The organism is Amycolatopsis sp. WAC 04182 (genome assembly GCF_003947465.1).
In the GTDB taxonomy this organism is placed as follows: Bacteria; Actinomycetota; Actinomycetes; order Mycobacteriales; family Pseudonocardiaceae; genus Amycolatopsis.
In genome coordinates this window covers 633480-647129 of sequence record NZ_QHJJ01000003.1, presented here as the reverse complement: position 1 = coordinate 647129, position 13650 = coordinate 633480, and the positions used below count along the sequence as shown (strand labels likewise).

The 13650-nt window shown below is 68.9% G+C and carries 9 protein-coding genes and 1 pseudogene; 6 read left to right on the top strand and 4 right to left on the bottom strand.

Going from position 1 to position 13650, the window contains the following annotated elements:
* Positions 1 to 34: 34 nt before the first annotated feature.
* Both DMH01_RS16755 and DMH01_RS16750 read right to left on the bottom strand, forming a co-directional pair.
* A complete protein-coding gene (locus DMH01_RS16755) occupies positions 35 to 2785 on the bottom strand; it encodes a cation-transporting P-type ATPase (protein WP_233621558.1) in 2751 nt (916 codons plus the stop codon).
* Positions 2786 to 2796: 11 nt separating this feature from the next.
* Positions 2797 to 3681, bottom strand: coding sequence for a universal stress protein (locus DMH01_RS16750; RefSeq protein ID WP_125677779.1), 885 nt, complete (start codon positions 3679 to 3681; stop codon positions 2797 to 2799).
* 249 nt (positions 3682 to 3930) lie between these two features.
* On the opposite strand from DMH01_RS16750, the pseudogene DMH01_RS16745 reads away from it, so the two are divergent.
* Positions 3931 to 5107 (top strand): annotated as a pseudogene (locus tag DMH01_RS16745) (globin domain-containing protein).
* A 512-nt stretch (positions 5108 to 5619) separates the two neighbouring features.
* Here DMH01_RS16745 and DMH01_RS16740 read toward each other — a convergent pair.
* Positions 5620 to 7008 (bottom strand): KamA family radical SAM protein, encoded by a 1389-nt coding sequence (locus tag DMH01_RS16740; protein WP_125677777.1) that lies wholly within the window; start codon positions 7006 to 7008, stop codon positions 5620 to 5622.
* Positions 7009 to 7150: 142 nt separating this feature from the next.
* Between DMH01_RS16740 and DMH01_RS16735 the strand changes: the two genes are divergently transcribed.
* Genes DMH01_RS16735 through DMH01_RS16725 form a run of 3 tightly spaced genes read left to right on the top strand, consistent with a single transcriptional unit; the run spans position 7151 to position 11157 of the window.
* Entirely contained in the window at positions 7151 to 8761 is a 1611-nt protein-coding gene (locus tag DMH01_RS16735) for an amidohydrolase (protein ID WP_125677774.1), read from the top strand.
* A gap of 9 nt (positions 8762 to 8770) precedes the next feature.
* Positions 8771 to 10363: an apolipoprotein N-acyltransferase gene (lnt, locus tag DMH01_RS16730; protein WP_125677772.1), complete on the top strand. Its 1593-nt coding sequence runs from the start codon at positions 8771 to 8773 to the stop codon at positions 10361 to 10363.
* Between the two features lie 26 nt (positions 10364 to 10389).
* On the top strand, positions 10390 to 11157 hold the full coding sequence (locus tag DMH01_RS16725; RefSeq protein ID WP_125677770.1) for a polyprenol monophosphomannose synthase: 768 nt from the start codon (positions 10390 to 10392) through the stop codon (positions 11155 to 11157).
* Here the strand turns inward: DMH01_RS16725 and DMH01_RS16720 are convergent.
* Positions 11111 to 11908, bottom strand: a complete 798-nt coding sequence (locus DMH01_RS16720) for a DeoR/GlpR family DNA-binding transcription regulator (protein ID WP_125678788.1) — start codon at positions 11906 to 11908, stop codon at positions 11111 to 11113. The genes DMH01_RS16725 and DMH01_RS16720 overlap by 47 nt on opposite strands.
* Positions 11909 to 11959: 51 nt before the next feature.
* Between DMH01_RS16720 and DMH01_RS16715 the strand changes: the two genes are divergently transcribed.
* Positions 11960 to 12334 carry a DUF4406 domain-containing protein gene (locus DMH01_RS16715; RefSeq protein ID WP_233621557.1) on the top strand — a complete coding sequence of 125 codons (375 nt, stop codon included), beginning with the start codon at positions 11960 to 11962 and terminating at the stop codon, positions 12332 to 12334.
* Positions 12335 to 12378: 44 nt separating this feature from the next.
* Positions 12379 to 13647, top strand: a complete 1269-nt coding sequence (locus tag DMH01_RS16710; protein WP_125677768.1) for a sigma-70 family RNA polymerase sigma factor — start codon at positions 12379 to 12381, stop codon at positions 13645 to 13647.
* Positions 13648 to 13650 lie beyond the last annotated feature (3 nt).

Here is a 13650-nt window from a genome sequence, read left to right as displayed (position 1 = left end):
GGACATCCAGCAGGACCAGGAAGGGGCCGGGGTTTCAGACCGTCGACGCTGTCCCGGACTGTCGTAGACCAACCTCTTCATTGCCGGTCCCAGTGTCGAAAGACTCCGCGCGCTGGGCATACGACTGTCGGCGTGACACCGCTTTGCGCAGTTCTTCGGCCCACAGGACGGAAGACGCGATCGCGGTGGTGACGAGCCAGTCGAGCACGGTCAAGGAGGTCGTACCGAAGAGGGATTGTGCGGCGGGTACGTACACGGCGCAGATCTGCAGGGCGAGCACCGCACCCAGCGCGGCCCAGAGCCGCCCGTTGCGGAACAAGAGCCTGCCGAAGGCCGAGGCGCGTTCGTCGCGGACGTTGAGGATGTTGAACAACTGGAACACCACGAAGGTCACGAAGGCGAGGGTGTGCGCCACTTCGATGCCGCGGTTCAGGCCGTGGGCGAACGCGTAGAGGGTCCCGGCCACCATCACGAGTCCGGACAACAGGATCCGCGTCAGGCGTCCCGCGCTGAGGATCTGAGCTCCCGGGCGTCGTGGCGGCTCCTCCATGACCGATCGCCGCGGTGGTTCCAGGCCGAGCGCCAGTGCCGGGGGACCGTCGGCGATCACGTTGACCCATAACAACATCAGCGGTGTCAGAACGCTGGTTCCGGTGCTGAACAACAGCGAGCCGAGCACCATGGTGAGGATCGCGGCCACATTGGTGCCGACCTGGAAGCGGACGTACTTGACGATGTTGTCGTAGATCGTGCGGCCGGCGCGGACGGCCCGGACGATGGTCGCGAAATTGTCGTCGGTGAGGATCATCGCGGCGGCTTCCTTGGACACGTCGGAGCCGGTGATCCCCATGGCCACACCGATGTGGGCGGCTTTGAGCGCCGGTGCGTCGTTCACGCCGTCACCGGTCATGGCGACGACGTCACCTCGCCGCTTGAGCGTGTCGACGATGCGGATCTTGTGCTCCGGCGCCACCCGCGCGAACACGCCGGTGGTGGTCGCGGCGTGTGCGAGGGCACGGTCGTCGAGCCGGTCGATGTCCGGTCCCGACATGCCGTCACCTTCGATGCCGACGGCACGGGCGATGGAGGTCGCGGTGGCCAGGTGATCACCGGTGATCATCTTCACGTCGATTCCGGCGGCGTGGCATTCGGCGACCGCGGTGCGGGCTTCCGGCCGTGGCGGATCGAGCAGGCCGATCAGCCCGATCAGGACCAGTCGGCGCGGCAGCGCGGGCGCCCCGGCGTCCGTGTCGCCGTGGGCGACGGCCAGGACGCGCTGACCTCGTCCGGCGAGCTGATCGAGTTCCGCGAGCAGCCGGCGGCGTTCGTCGTCGTCGAGCGGGACATCGCCGTGGTCGCGGCGCACATGGGTGGCCAGCTGGACCAGGACGTCCGCCGCGCCCTTCACGTGCGCACGGAGCGCTCGCCCGTGCCGGTGAAACGTCGCCATGTACTTCAGGGCGGAGTCGAAGGGGATCTCGGAGACGCGGGGAGTGGCATCGCGCAGCGCCGCGACGTCCAGCCCCGCTTTGCCCGCCAACGTCGCCAGCGCGCCCTCGGTCGGATCGCCGACGAGAGTGGCGTCCTGGACCGCGGCGTCGTTGCACAGCGCCGCGGTGGTCATTAGCTCACCGAGATCGGGGACCTCGCCGCCGTCTTCGGCGGTGATCGAGCCTTCGAAGCCGTAGCCTTCACCCGACACCAGGTAGCGGCGACCGGCGTACCACAGCGACCGCGCGGTCATCTGGTTCAGCGTGAGCGTGCCGGTCTTGTCGGTACAGATGACCGTCGTCGCGCCCAGGGTTTCCACCGCGGGGAGCCGTTTGACGATCGCGCGCTGACGCGCCATCCGGCGCATTCCCAGCGCCAGTGTCACCGTGACGACCGCGGGCAGTCCCTCGGGGATGGCGGCCACGCCGAGCGCGACGGCCAGCGTGATCACCTCGCCGATACCGCCGCCGGCGGCGAATTGCAGGATCGCCACGAGCAGGACCGCCACGCCGGCGAGGTAGGCCAGGCGGACGCCGAGCTTGTCCAGTTGCCGTTGCAACGGGGTCCGCGTCGAATCGGTGCGCTCCAGCAGGCCGGCGACCTTGCCGATCTCCGTGCGCATGCCGGTGCTCGTGACCAGCAGCTCGCCACGGCCCCTGGTGACGATGCTCGTCATATGGGCCATGGACGTCCGATCGGGCAGCGCCGGCTCGCCCTGCCGCGGTGCTGCGGATTTGGGTACCGGCGCGGATTCGCCGGTCAACCCGGATTCATCGGTTTCCAGGTTCACCGTCGACAGCACCCGGCCGTCCGCGGGCACTCGGTCACCGGCTTCCACCAGGACGACGTCACCCGGCACGAGCTCGGCCGCGGGCACCTCGGTCACCCTGCCGTCACGGCGGACCCGGGCCGACGGGCTGAGCAGGCTCTTCAGCGCGGCGACCGCCTGATCAGCCCGTCGTTCCTGCACGAAACCCAGGACGCCGTTCAGGCCGAGGACCAGTCCGATGACGAGTGCTTCCCGATACGACCGCTCCACCACGCCCGCCAACGCGGCCGCCACCACGAGCACGAGGTTCAGCGGACTGGCCACCTGCGCCACCAGCACCCGCCACCACGGCCTGGACGGAGCCTCGGCGAGCAGGTTGGGGCCGGTCACTTCGAGCCGCTCGCTCGCGTCCGAGGATTCCAGCCCACGCTCCGGATCGACGTCGAGACGGGACGCCAGTTCCGCGGTCTCCACGGACCAGGGATCGGAGACATCCGGCACCTGGCGGGTCCAGCGTCCGTTCATCGGTGCGGTTTTCACTGCCGGGCGGGCGGGGCGACGGCCACCGGAGAGGCGGAGTGGTGGATCAGCGCCTGACTGGTGGAGCCCAGGAGCAGGCCGCGGAAACCGCCTCGGCCTCGAGAACCGACAACGACGAGTTGGGCGTTCTCCGAGTGTTCGAGCAACGTGTGCGCCGGCCGGTCGCGAACGACGACACCCTGGACGGGAACGTCGGGATACCTGCTTCGATAGGCGTCGAGTTGCTGGTCCACCAGCCGCGTCTCCACTGAATGGATGCTCTCCCAGTCCAGGGCGGCGACGAACTTCCAGGCGGTGTCCACGGCGAAGTCCGACCACGCGCGCACGGCGACCAGTCGCGTGCCCCGCGCCGCGGCGGCGTCGAAGGCGAAAGACAAAGCCGCGTCACTCGTCGGCGAACCGTCCACGCCGACGACGACCGGTGCGCCGTGCGGCTGATCCGTTCCCCGGACGACGATGACCGGACAGTGTCCGTGCGTCGCCACCGCGACCGCGATCGAGCCGACCAGCAGCCCGGTGAAACCGCCCAGGCCGCGAGAGCCCAGCACGATCAACTCCGCCGAGGCCGATCGCCCGATGAGGTGCTCGGCCGCGGCTCCGCCGCGCAGCTCGGTGGTCACGTCGACCTCGGGGGCGGCTTCCCTGGCCGCCTCCGCGGCAGCCGCGAGCACTTCACGTCCTTGTTCGGTCAGCGCGTCGGCGTACGGCCTCGGCAACTCGACCCCGGGCGGCAGCTGGACCGGGATGAGCATGCAGGCATGCGTGATCGACAACGGCGCCTTCCGCCTTGCCGCCTCGGTCGCGGCCCAGCGCGCCGCTTGGAGGGCCGAAGAAGAGCCGTCCACACCCACCACTACCGGTCGCACGTCTGGTGCGGTCATCCGTGTCCTCGAATCGGGAGTATGTCCCCGCCCCTTGGGCGGAGCTGATCAGTCACCCAGCCTGCCGTTCCACGGATTCCGACCCCAGTGCCATCGGCCGAGTTCCGTAGGGACCAAGGTCCCCGGCCGAGTACGTCGAAGATCCCTAGGTGCCGCACCCCGATCCCGGCAGGATCGGGAAAGAGACCGGTCGTGGCCGCATCGGCGCCTTGCGAGGCTTGGTCCTACTCCCCGAAGAAGGAGAATTCCTTGCTGTCCCCAGCATCCGCCGCGGTGGTTCGCGCCACCTTGCCCGTCGTGCGCGCGCACGACGGGCAATCACCGGTGAGTTCTACTCGTCGATGTTCGCCGCGCATCCGGAACTGCCCGACCTGTTCAACCAGGGCAACCAGGCCGACGGCCGCCAGAAGCTCGCACTGGCGTCGGCCGTCGCCGCCTTCGCCGAGCACCTGCACGCCGACGACGACGCGCCGTTCGAGCGAATCGCCGAGCGGATCGCGCACAAGCACGTGTCGGTGGGCATCCGGGCCGAGTAGTATCCGCTCGTCGGTCACTATTTGCTCACCGCCGTCGGCACGGTCCTCGGTGCCGCGGTCACTCCTGAAGTCTCCGCGGCGTGGCACGAGGTCTACTGGCTGCTCGCCTGCCGGCTGATCGCCGCTGAAGCCCGCCTCTACGAACGTGGCGACCTCGACCCGCCGATCTCTGGCGTCGCTGGCGTGTGGCCAAGCGACTCGATGAGGCCGTCGACGTGGTGTCGTTCACGCTGGTGCCCGATGACGGCGCGGCTGTCCCGGACTTCCTTCCCAGCCAATACGTTTCGGTCGCGGTCGACCTCCCTGCCGGACGTCGTCAGCCGCGCCAGTACTCACTGTCGCACAGTCCTGGAAGGGGCTCGCTGCGGAACACCGTCCGCCGGGTTCGCGGCCATGACGGCGCCCCGGACGGCGCGGTGTCCAACCACCTGCACGACCACGTGACCGAAGACGACACCCTGCTGCTCGGACCACCTGCGGGCGAGACGACCCTTGATACCGGCGACGGACCGGTGCTCCTGGTCAGCGCCGGTATCGGGACCACGCCGATGGCCGCGATGCTGGATCACCTCGCCCGTACCCAGCCGACGCGGCGGATCATCCTCGCCCACGCCGATCGCTCACCCGCCCAGCACGCGTTTCGCCGCGAATGTGCCCAGACCGCAATGGGTTTGGGCGGGGCCGAGGAGTTGTACTGGTACGAGAACGACCACGATGACAGCTCGCGGCCCGGTCTCATGGACGTCGACGCGCTCCCGCTACCTCCGGGCACTACCGCCTACCTGTGCGGGCCCTTGCCGTTCATGCACGGGATCCGCGCCGGCCTGCTCCGGCGCGGCCTGGCCGCCGAGCGCATTCGTTACGAGGTGTTCGGCCCCGGAATGCTTTGACCGGGACGACTACGCCGGCTTGGTGTGGAACGAGGGCGAAATCGGCTCCTCTCACCCTGGACATCCTTACGACGAGTACTGATACCTGGTCATCGATAGCTACGCCGGGCGGATCAGCTACTCGAACGATGGGTCATGCTAGCGCGGAGTACTGACCATTCGTAGTAACAACAGATTATTCATTTTCACAGGGCACTTTTGGGGCGCCGTAAATGCGCTTTCCGCATGCACAACGGATTCGATCACACCCCAAAAGCTACTACAATTTTTCAGGAACGGATTGGGCGATCGAATACGGCTAGGTGCACCTAAATGCGAACTGAATGACCCTGGCGGCGGGCGACTTCAGACTGTCAGTCGGCACGCCGAGGTGCGGCCAGGGCGGCTCAGGGTCCTATCCCTGGGCCGCTCCCGGGCCGTTTCAGAACCAGTCGCTTCCGGTCTCAATCGGTCCTAACCAGTCTCCTGAACTGGACTTTCCGGACCAGTGAATCATTGCGTACTTGTAGTAGTTAGCGCGGCTGGTCGCGCCACCAGCGCTGGCCGGCTTCCGGCAGCGTGGAGATCGGGTCGTAGTAGGGGTAGCGGCGCTGCAAGGCCTCGGGATCCTCGTGCTCGATCCCGGTGCGGTAGTTCTTGGTCCAGTAGGAAATACCCAGCTCACGGTCATATTCGGCGAGCTGGTGCACCCAGCGCTTCCCGACGTAGGGAACATCGCAGACGATCCGCGGCGTCGCATACCCCGGCAGATACCCCATGATCGCGTGCTGGAGTTCCTGCGCCTCGTGCACGGAGACCCGCCAGTGTTCGGCGTTGGGGATCATGTCGCACATGTAGAAGTAGTACGGCAGGATGTTCGCCTCGCCTTGCAGCGCGAAGCACAGGTCCAGCAGTTCGGCGGGGGTCGCGTTGACACCCTTCATCAGCACGCCCTGGTTGCGCACGTCGCGGACGCCGACGTCGAGGGCGGTCCTGGCGGCTTCCGCGACCAGCGGGGTCACCGACTGGGCGTGGTTGACGTGGGTGTGGATCGCGAGGTTGACGCCGCGGCGCTGCGCGGTGCCGGCGACGCGCTCGAGACCTTCAACGACCTTCGGCTGGATCCAGTGCTGCGGCAGGGCGGCGAGCGCCTTGGTGGCGAGCCGGATGTCGCGGACGGTGTCGATGTCCATCAGTCGCATCAGGAACGACTCGAGCTGCGGCCACGGCACGTTGGCGACGTCACCGCCGGAGACCACGACGTCACGCACGCCGGGGGTCTTCTTCAGGTACTCGATCATCGCGTCCTGGCGGTCGACCGGTTTGAGCGAGAGCTTGTGCTTCTCGATCTGCTCGGTGGAGTTGCCGACCAGGTCCATCCGGGTGCAGTGCCCGCAGTACTGGGGGCAGGTGGAGATCATCTCGGCGAGGACCTTGGTGGGGTAGCGGTGCGTCAGCCCCTCGACGACCCACATCTCCGCCTCGTGCAGCGAGTCCCGTTCGGAGTGCGGGTGGCTCGGCCATTCGGTGTCGCGGTCGCTGCGCACCGGGAGCATGTAGCGGCGGATCGGGTCGGCGTACCAGGCCTCCGTCACCTTCGCCGGGTCGGTGCCCGCGTTGGGCGCCATGGTGTTGATCATCTGCGGAGGCAGCAGCATCGACATCGTGGCCATCTCGCGCTGGTCGGCGAGCATGTCCTCGTAGAAGCGCTCCTCGAGCAGGTCGCCCATGAGGGCGCGCAGTTGCTTGGCGTTGCGGATGCAGTGCACTCGCTGCCACTGCGCGTCACGCCACTCTGCCTCGGTCACGTCGTGCCAGCCGGGGAAGCGGCGCCAGTCGGGTTCGGTCAGCTCGACTCGGGTGTAGTCGTAGGGCTGATCGTAGGCGGCCACCGGCGAGGTCGGTTCCTGGATCGCAGTCACTTGTACTCCTCGTCGTCGGAAACGCGTGAAAATATCCTGTCACATCGTTCGGAAGACGTAAATATTCCTGTCTTGCGTGGTGTGTCGAAATCTCACCGACCCGCCGGTCACCTGGTCGTCCGCACGCTGCAAACTCGGGAGCGTGACGAACGCGCGAACCACGCTCCTGCTCGGCGGGCGCATCTACAGCCTCTCGGCCCCCGACGCCACCGCCATGGCGGTCACCGACGGCATCGTCGTCTGGGTGGGACAGGACGGACCGGCCAAGGCCCTGCATCCCGACGCCGAGGTGGTCGACCTGGACGGCGCGTTCGTCGCCCCGGCCTTCGTCGACGCGCATGTCCACGCCACCGCGACCGGCCTGCACCTCACCGGGCTGAACCTCGCGAACATCCGCGGCGCCGGTGAGCTGCTCGCCGCGGTCCGCGACGCCGTCCACCCCGGCCAGGTGCTCGTCGCGCACGGGTGGGACGAATCGCGGTGGACCGACGGCAGGCTGCCCAGCCGCGCGGAGATCGACGAGGCCTCGAACGGGGCCCCGGTGTACTTGAGCCGGGTCGACGTCCACTCGGCGCTCGTCTCCAGCGCGCTGGTCGCGCTCGCCGCGGGCGTGCACGAGGCGCCGGGCTGGTCGGCCGACGGACCGCTGACCCGCGACGCCCATCACCTCGTGCGCGCCGCGATGCGCGAGGCGATCACGCCGCAGCAGCGCCGCGAAGCCCAGCGCGCGTTTCTCGCTGAAGCCGCCGCGCGCGGAGTCATCAGCGTCCACGAATGCGCGGGCCCGGACATCTCCGGCGCCGAAGACCTCACCGACCTGCTCGCGCTCGCCTCCGAACCGGGACTGCCGGAGGTCGTCGGCTACTGGGGCGAACGCGGCGGCGTCGACACCGCCCGCGCGCTCGGCGCCAGGGGCGTCGCGGGCGACCTGTTCGTCGACGGCGCGCTCGGCTCCCGCACCGCCGCCCTGCACGAGCCGTACGCCGACGCGCACGGCACCTCCGGGACGCTCTACCTCGACGCCCTCGCCATCGCCGAGCACATCAGCGCCTGCACCGAGGCCGAACTCCAGGCTGGTTTCCACGTCATCGGTGACGCTGCTGTCGCCGAGGTCGTCGAAGGGTTCCGGCTCGCGGAGAAGACCGTCGGACGTCGAGCGCTGGCCGCCCGCCACCACCGGCTCGAACACGTCGAGATGATCGACGTCGACCAGGCGAAGGCGCTGGCGGGCTGGGGTGTGGTCGCTTCGGTCCAGCCGCAGTTCGACGCGGAATGGGGCGGCGAGCACGGCATGTACACCGACCGCCTCGGCGTGGAACGAGCCGCGAAGCTCAATCCCTTCGCCGCGATGGCCGCCGAAGGGCTTCTGCTCGCCTTCGGCTCCGACGCGCCTGTCACGCCGGTCGACCCGTGGGCCACCGTCCGCGCCGGGACCTACCACCGCACGCCGGGCTCGGGCTTGTCCGCCCGCGCGTCCTTCACCGCCCACACCCGTGCGGGACATCGCGCCGCCGGCGTCAACGACGGCGTCACCGGCAGCCTGGTCCCGGGTGCTCCTGCGCACTACGCCATCTGGGACGCCGAAGACCTCGTCGTCGCGACCCCGGACTCGCGCGTTCAGCGCTGGTCGACCGACCCGCGCGCGGGTGTTCCCCCGCTGCCGAACCTCGCGGAGGGTGCGACATTGCCCCGTTGCCTGCGCACGGTCCGCGGTGGCCAGGTCATCCACGATCTGTTCACCCGCACGGCCTAGGGTTCAGGGGTGTCCTCGACCGTGACCGACCCGGACCCCGAAGCGGCGCCCCGGAAGCGCTTCTCCCGCGCCTGGCTCGTGCGTTTCCTCGTCGCCGCGGCGTCGGGATTCACGCTGTACCTCAGTTTCGCTCCGCGTCCGCTGTGGTGGCTCGCGCCGCTGGCGTTCGCCGGCTTCGCCCTGGTGGTGCACGGCCGGAGGTTCCGGGGCGCGTTCGGTTACGGGTTCGTGTTCGGGATGGGGTTCTTCCTCCCGCTGCTGACGTGGCTGCTGGACTTCCTCGGTCCGGGCTTCGGGCCGTGGCCGTGGCTCGGGCTGGCGATGGCGCTGTCTGTGTACCTGGGTTTCGGCGGGGCTTTCGCCACCGTGGTGTGGAGGCTGCCGCTCGGGCCGCTGTGGGCGGCACTGGTGATCATCGCGCTGGAGACACCGCGCACCTGGTTCCCCTTCGGTGGCTTCCCGTGGGGTCGCGTCGCGTTCAGCCAGCCTGAAGGCGCCTTCGTTTCACTGGCCTCCATCGGCGGCGCGCCGTTGGTCGGTCTCGCCGTCGTGGCGACCGGTTTCGGTCTCGCGGCACTGTGCCTGCGGCTGAAGGGCACCGACCCCCGGCGTTCCCTGGTGGCGGCGTCGGCGCTGACCTTGGTGCCGGTGGTGGCGGGGCTCGCGGTGTGGCCGACGATCGGCACCGAAGCCCAGGACGGCGAACTCACCGTCGCCACCGTGCAGGGCAACGCCCCGGACATCGGCCTGGCGCTGGAAGGCCGCCGCGACGAACTCCGGAACAACCACCTCGCCGAGAGTGCCCGCCTGCTGGACAAGCTCAAGGCGAGCAACACCAAGGTCGATCTGCTCGTGTGGCCCGAGACCGCGATGGCCATGCGCACCGGTGACGCCGGCGTCGATCAGATGGTCCGCGACTACGGCGTACAGGCGATCATCGGCGCGCTGGTCCGGCTGCCCGACGGAAGCGCGCAGAATTCGGCGCTCGTCTGGGATCCGGTCACCGGCCCGGGCCAGCGCTACGCCAAACAGCAGCTCGTCCCGTTCGGGGAGTACGTCCCCGCGCGTGAGCTCGCGAAGCTGGTGACGCCGTTCGTCGACAGCGTGGCGAACATGACACCGGGCGACGGAGCCAACGCCGCCTTGTCGGTCGCGGGCACCAAGGTCGGCGTCTTCATCTGCTACGAGACGGCGTTCGACTACCCGGCGCGGGAGTCGGTTGCCGACGGCGCGGAACTGCTCGTCGTGCCCACCAACAACGCCTGGTACGGGCCGGGGGAGATGAGCTACCAGCAGCTGGCGATGTCGCGGCTGCGGGCGGTCGAGCATGGGCGTTCGGTGATCGTTTCCGCCACCAGCGGAGTCAGCGCGATCGTCGCGCCGGACGGTTCGATCACGGCCTCTACCAGCCTGTTCACCGCAGACTCCCTGGTGGGGCGCGTACCGCTGAGGCAGCAGACTACGCTGTCGGATCTACTCGGTGTAACGACGGAGTACGGGCTGCTCGCCCTGGCGATCGCCGGGGTTACCGGCGGGTACGTGCTGCGTTTCCGCACCCGGCGCGCGAGCGCCGCCAAGGCAACGAGGGAAGCGGCGGGCTGACCCGCCGGAACACGGAGGAAAAGCGGATGGCGCAGGCGCCACGGGGGGCCCAGGGAATCGACCCGGTGCTGGTGGTGGTCCCGACGTACAACGAGCGGGAGAACATCGGCCCGATCCTGGAACGCCTGCTCGAAGCACTCCCGGAGGTCAACGCCCTCGTCGTGGACGACGGCAGCCCGGACGGGACCGGCGACGTCGCCGACGAGCTCGCGAAGGCCGACGAGCGGATCCACGTCATGCACCGGACCGAGAAGGCCGGTTTGGGCGCCGCGTACGTCGCGGGTTTCCGCTGGGGTCTCGCCCGTGACTACGCCACCATCGTCGAGATGGACGCCGACGGCTCGCACGCGCCGGAGGATCTGCCACGGGTGCTGGCGGCGCTCGAGGACGCGGATCTGTCCATCGGCTCCCGGTACGTTCCCGGTGGCAGCACGGTGAACTGGCCGTTCCAGCGCAAGGCGCTGTCCTGGGTGGCGAACCTCTACGCGAGGATCGCGCTCGGCACGAAGATCAAGGACATCACCGCCGGTTTCCGGGCGTACCGCCGCACGGTGCTGGAGAAGCTCCCGCTCGACGAGATCGCCTCGCGCGGCTACTGCTTCCAGATCGACCTGGCGTTCCGCACGGCGCTCGCCGGGTTCGAGGTGGTCGAGGTGCCGATCACCTTCACCGAACGCGAGGTCGGTCAGTCGAAGATGAGCGGTTCGGTCGTGCGCGAGGCGATCGTCCTGGTCGGTCTGTGGGGGCTCAAGCGTCGCTGGCAGCAGCTTCGCGGGCTGGCCATGAAGGGCTGACCCCCAGCACGCTCACCCCGAGCTTTCCCAGTTCCCGCACCGTCGGTTCGTCCGGTGCCGCATCGGTGATCACGCCCGCGACGTCGGACAGGGGGAGCACGGTGAACGGCGAGGCCGCGCCGATCTTCTCCGAACTGGCCAGCACGTAGGTGTCGGCGGCCCGTTTGGCGAGGGTGCGTTTCATCGCGGCCTCGTCGGAGTCGCCGGTGGTGAGCCCGGTCTCGGGATGCACTCCGGTGACGCCGAGGAAGAACAGGTCGGCGTTGATGCCTTCGGCCGCCTCGGCCGCGGCCGCCCCGCAGGTGACTGCGGAGTGCTTGAAAAGCCGTCCTCCGATGAGGAACACCTCGACCTTCGGATGCGTGACGAGTGCGGCCGCGACCGTCGGGCTGTGCGTGACGATCGTCGCTTCGAGGTCGACGGGGAGCGCCTTCGCCAGCGCGAGCGCGGTCGTCCCGCCGTCGAGGATGACGGTAGAGCCGAGCCGGATCAACGCTGCTGCACGTTTCGCGATCCGTTCCTTGCCCGCGACGCTGACCGCCATGCGCGTCGCGTAGTCCGCGGTGGCCGGGGAGACCGGCAGAGCTCCGCCGTAGACCCGCTGACAGAGCCCGGCGTCCGCGAGTTCTCGCAGGTCACGGCGGATACTGTCTTCCGATATGCCGAGTTCGGCGGCGAGGTCCTTGGCCACGATGCGGCCTTCGGTCTTGAGTCGTTCCATCAGCAGGTCTCGTCGCTGCGCAGCCAACATGTGCACGTTCCTCCTTGTTCCTGCCGATTGTTGCACATTATGCTCCGGCTCATGAGCAAACCTCTGATGATCCTCATCGCCGGTCCGTTCCGCTCCGGAACCGGTGACGACCCCGAACTCCTCGCCCGCAACCTCGCCCGGCTCGAAGAGGCCGCGTGGCCGATCTTCCGCAGCGGGCACGTGCCGATGATCGGCGAGTGGGTCGCGCTCCCGGTGCTGCGCGGCGCGGGCGGGAAGACCGTCGCCGACCCGATCGCCAAGGAGGTCATGTACCCGACGGCCGACAGACTGCTGCACCACTGTGACGCCGTCCTGCGCCTGCCCGGCGAATCCACCGGCGCCGACCAGGACGTCGCCATCGCGCTCGCGCGCGGTCTTGCGGTGTATCACCGTGTCGAGGACATCCCGGGCTATCAGGCCGCATAATGCGTAACTCGACCGCGTGTGACGTTTCTGGGGGAAGGTGAACCGTGACCGGTCAGGTCTGCGGGATATGCGAAGGCCCGCTGCCGTCGAAGGCGGGTTCGCGCGGGCGCACGGCCGTCTACTGTTCGGCCGCATGCCGCCAGCGGGCCTACCGGTCACGGCGTGACCCCGCCCCCGACGTGGACACCCTCATCGCCGAGGTCGGCCGCGTCGCGAACCGGCTGGCACCCCGGCCGGCGGAAGCGCTCCTCACGGATCTCACCTCGCTCACCTCCGACGTGGGCAGGCTGCGGCGCATCGCTCAACTGGCGCTGCGGACCGAAGCCGAAAACGTCACGCCCGCGCCCGTGACGGAAACCGTGGACGAGGTCGACTTCGCCGGGAGGATCGAGCAGCACCAACGAGAACTGCGCGTGCACTGCTACCGCATGGTCGGCTCCTACGACGACGCGGAAGACCTGGTCCAGGAGACGTTCCTGCGAGCTTGGCGCGGCCGCGAAGGCTTCGCGGGCAGGTCGAGCTTCCGTGCCTGGCTCTACCGGATCGCCACCAACACCTGTCTCGATTTCCTGCGGCGCAACAAGAGAGTCCCGCGCCCCTACGACCCACTGCCCGACGTCGAACAGCTGGGCGAACCGCCGCAGTTCATGCCCTGGTTGCAGCCCTTCCCGGACGACGCCGCCGAGATCGCCGAGACCAGGGAAACGCTGGAACTCGTCTTCCTGGCCGCGATCCAGCACCTCCCGCCGAGGCAACGGGCCGTGGTGATCCTCAACGACGTCCTCGGCTGGAAGGCCGCGGAGACCGCCGACCTGCTGGAAACCTCCGTCGCGTCGGTCACCAGCGCACTGCAGCGCGCCCGTCCCACCCTGCGCGAACGTCTGCCGGAACGCCGCACCGACTGGGCTCGGACGGCCCAGCCCACCGAGGAGGAGCAAGCGATCCTGCGGCGCTACATGGCCGCCGCCACCGGCAACGGCGACAGCCGGGTCATGGCCGAACTGCTGCGAGAAGACGTGCTGGTCACGATGCCGCCGAACCCGCTGTGGTTCTCCGGCCGCGACGTCTTCCTCGGCTTCGTCGCCCAGTCGTTCGACCCCGCGTCCCCGGCCTACTTCGGCGAGTGGAAACACCTTCCGACCAGCGCCAACCGGCTCCCCGCCGCAGCCGGATACGTCCGCAGGCCCGGCACCCGGATCTACCGCGCACAGGTGCTCGACGTGCTGCGGATCGAAGACGGGAAGGTCGCGGAGATCACCGCTTTCGAACCGCATTTGTTCCCCGCGTTCGGCTTGCCGCTGACGATCACCTGAGGA

Excerpts from the sequence above, each read along its gene's own strand:
- DMH01_RS16725 (WP_125677770.1), top strand. The coding sequence starts at position 10,390 with ATGGCGCAGGCGCCACGGGGGGCCCAGGGAATCGACCCGGTGCTGGTG.
- DMH01_RS16755 (WP_233621558.1), bottom strand. The coding sequence starts at position 2,785 with ATGAACGGACGCTGGACCCGCCAGGTGCCGGATGTCTCCGATCCCTGG.
- DMH01_RS16715 (WP_233621557.1), top strand. The coding sequence starts at position 11,960 with ATGAGCAAACCTCTGATGATCCTCATCGCCGGTCCGTTCCGCTCCGGA.
- DMH01_RS16750 (WP_125677779.1), bottom strand. The coding sequence starts at position 3,681 with ATGACCGCACCAGACGTGCGACCGGTAGTGGTGGGTGTGGACGGCTCT.
- DMH01_RS16720 (WP_125678788.1), bottom strand. The coding sequence starts at position 11,908 with ATGTTGGCTGCGCAGCGACGAGACCTGCTGATGGAACGACTCAAGACC.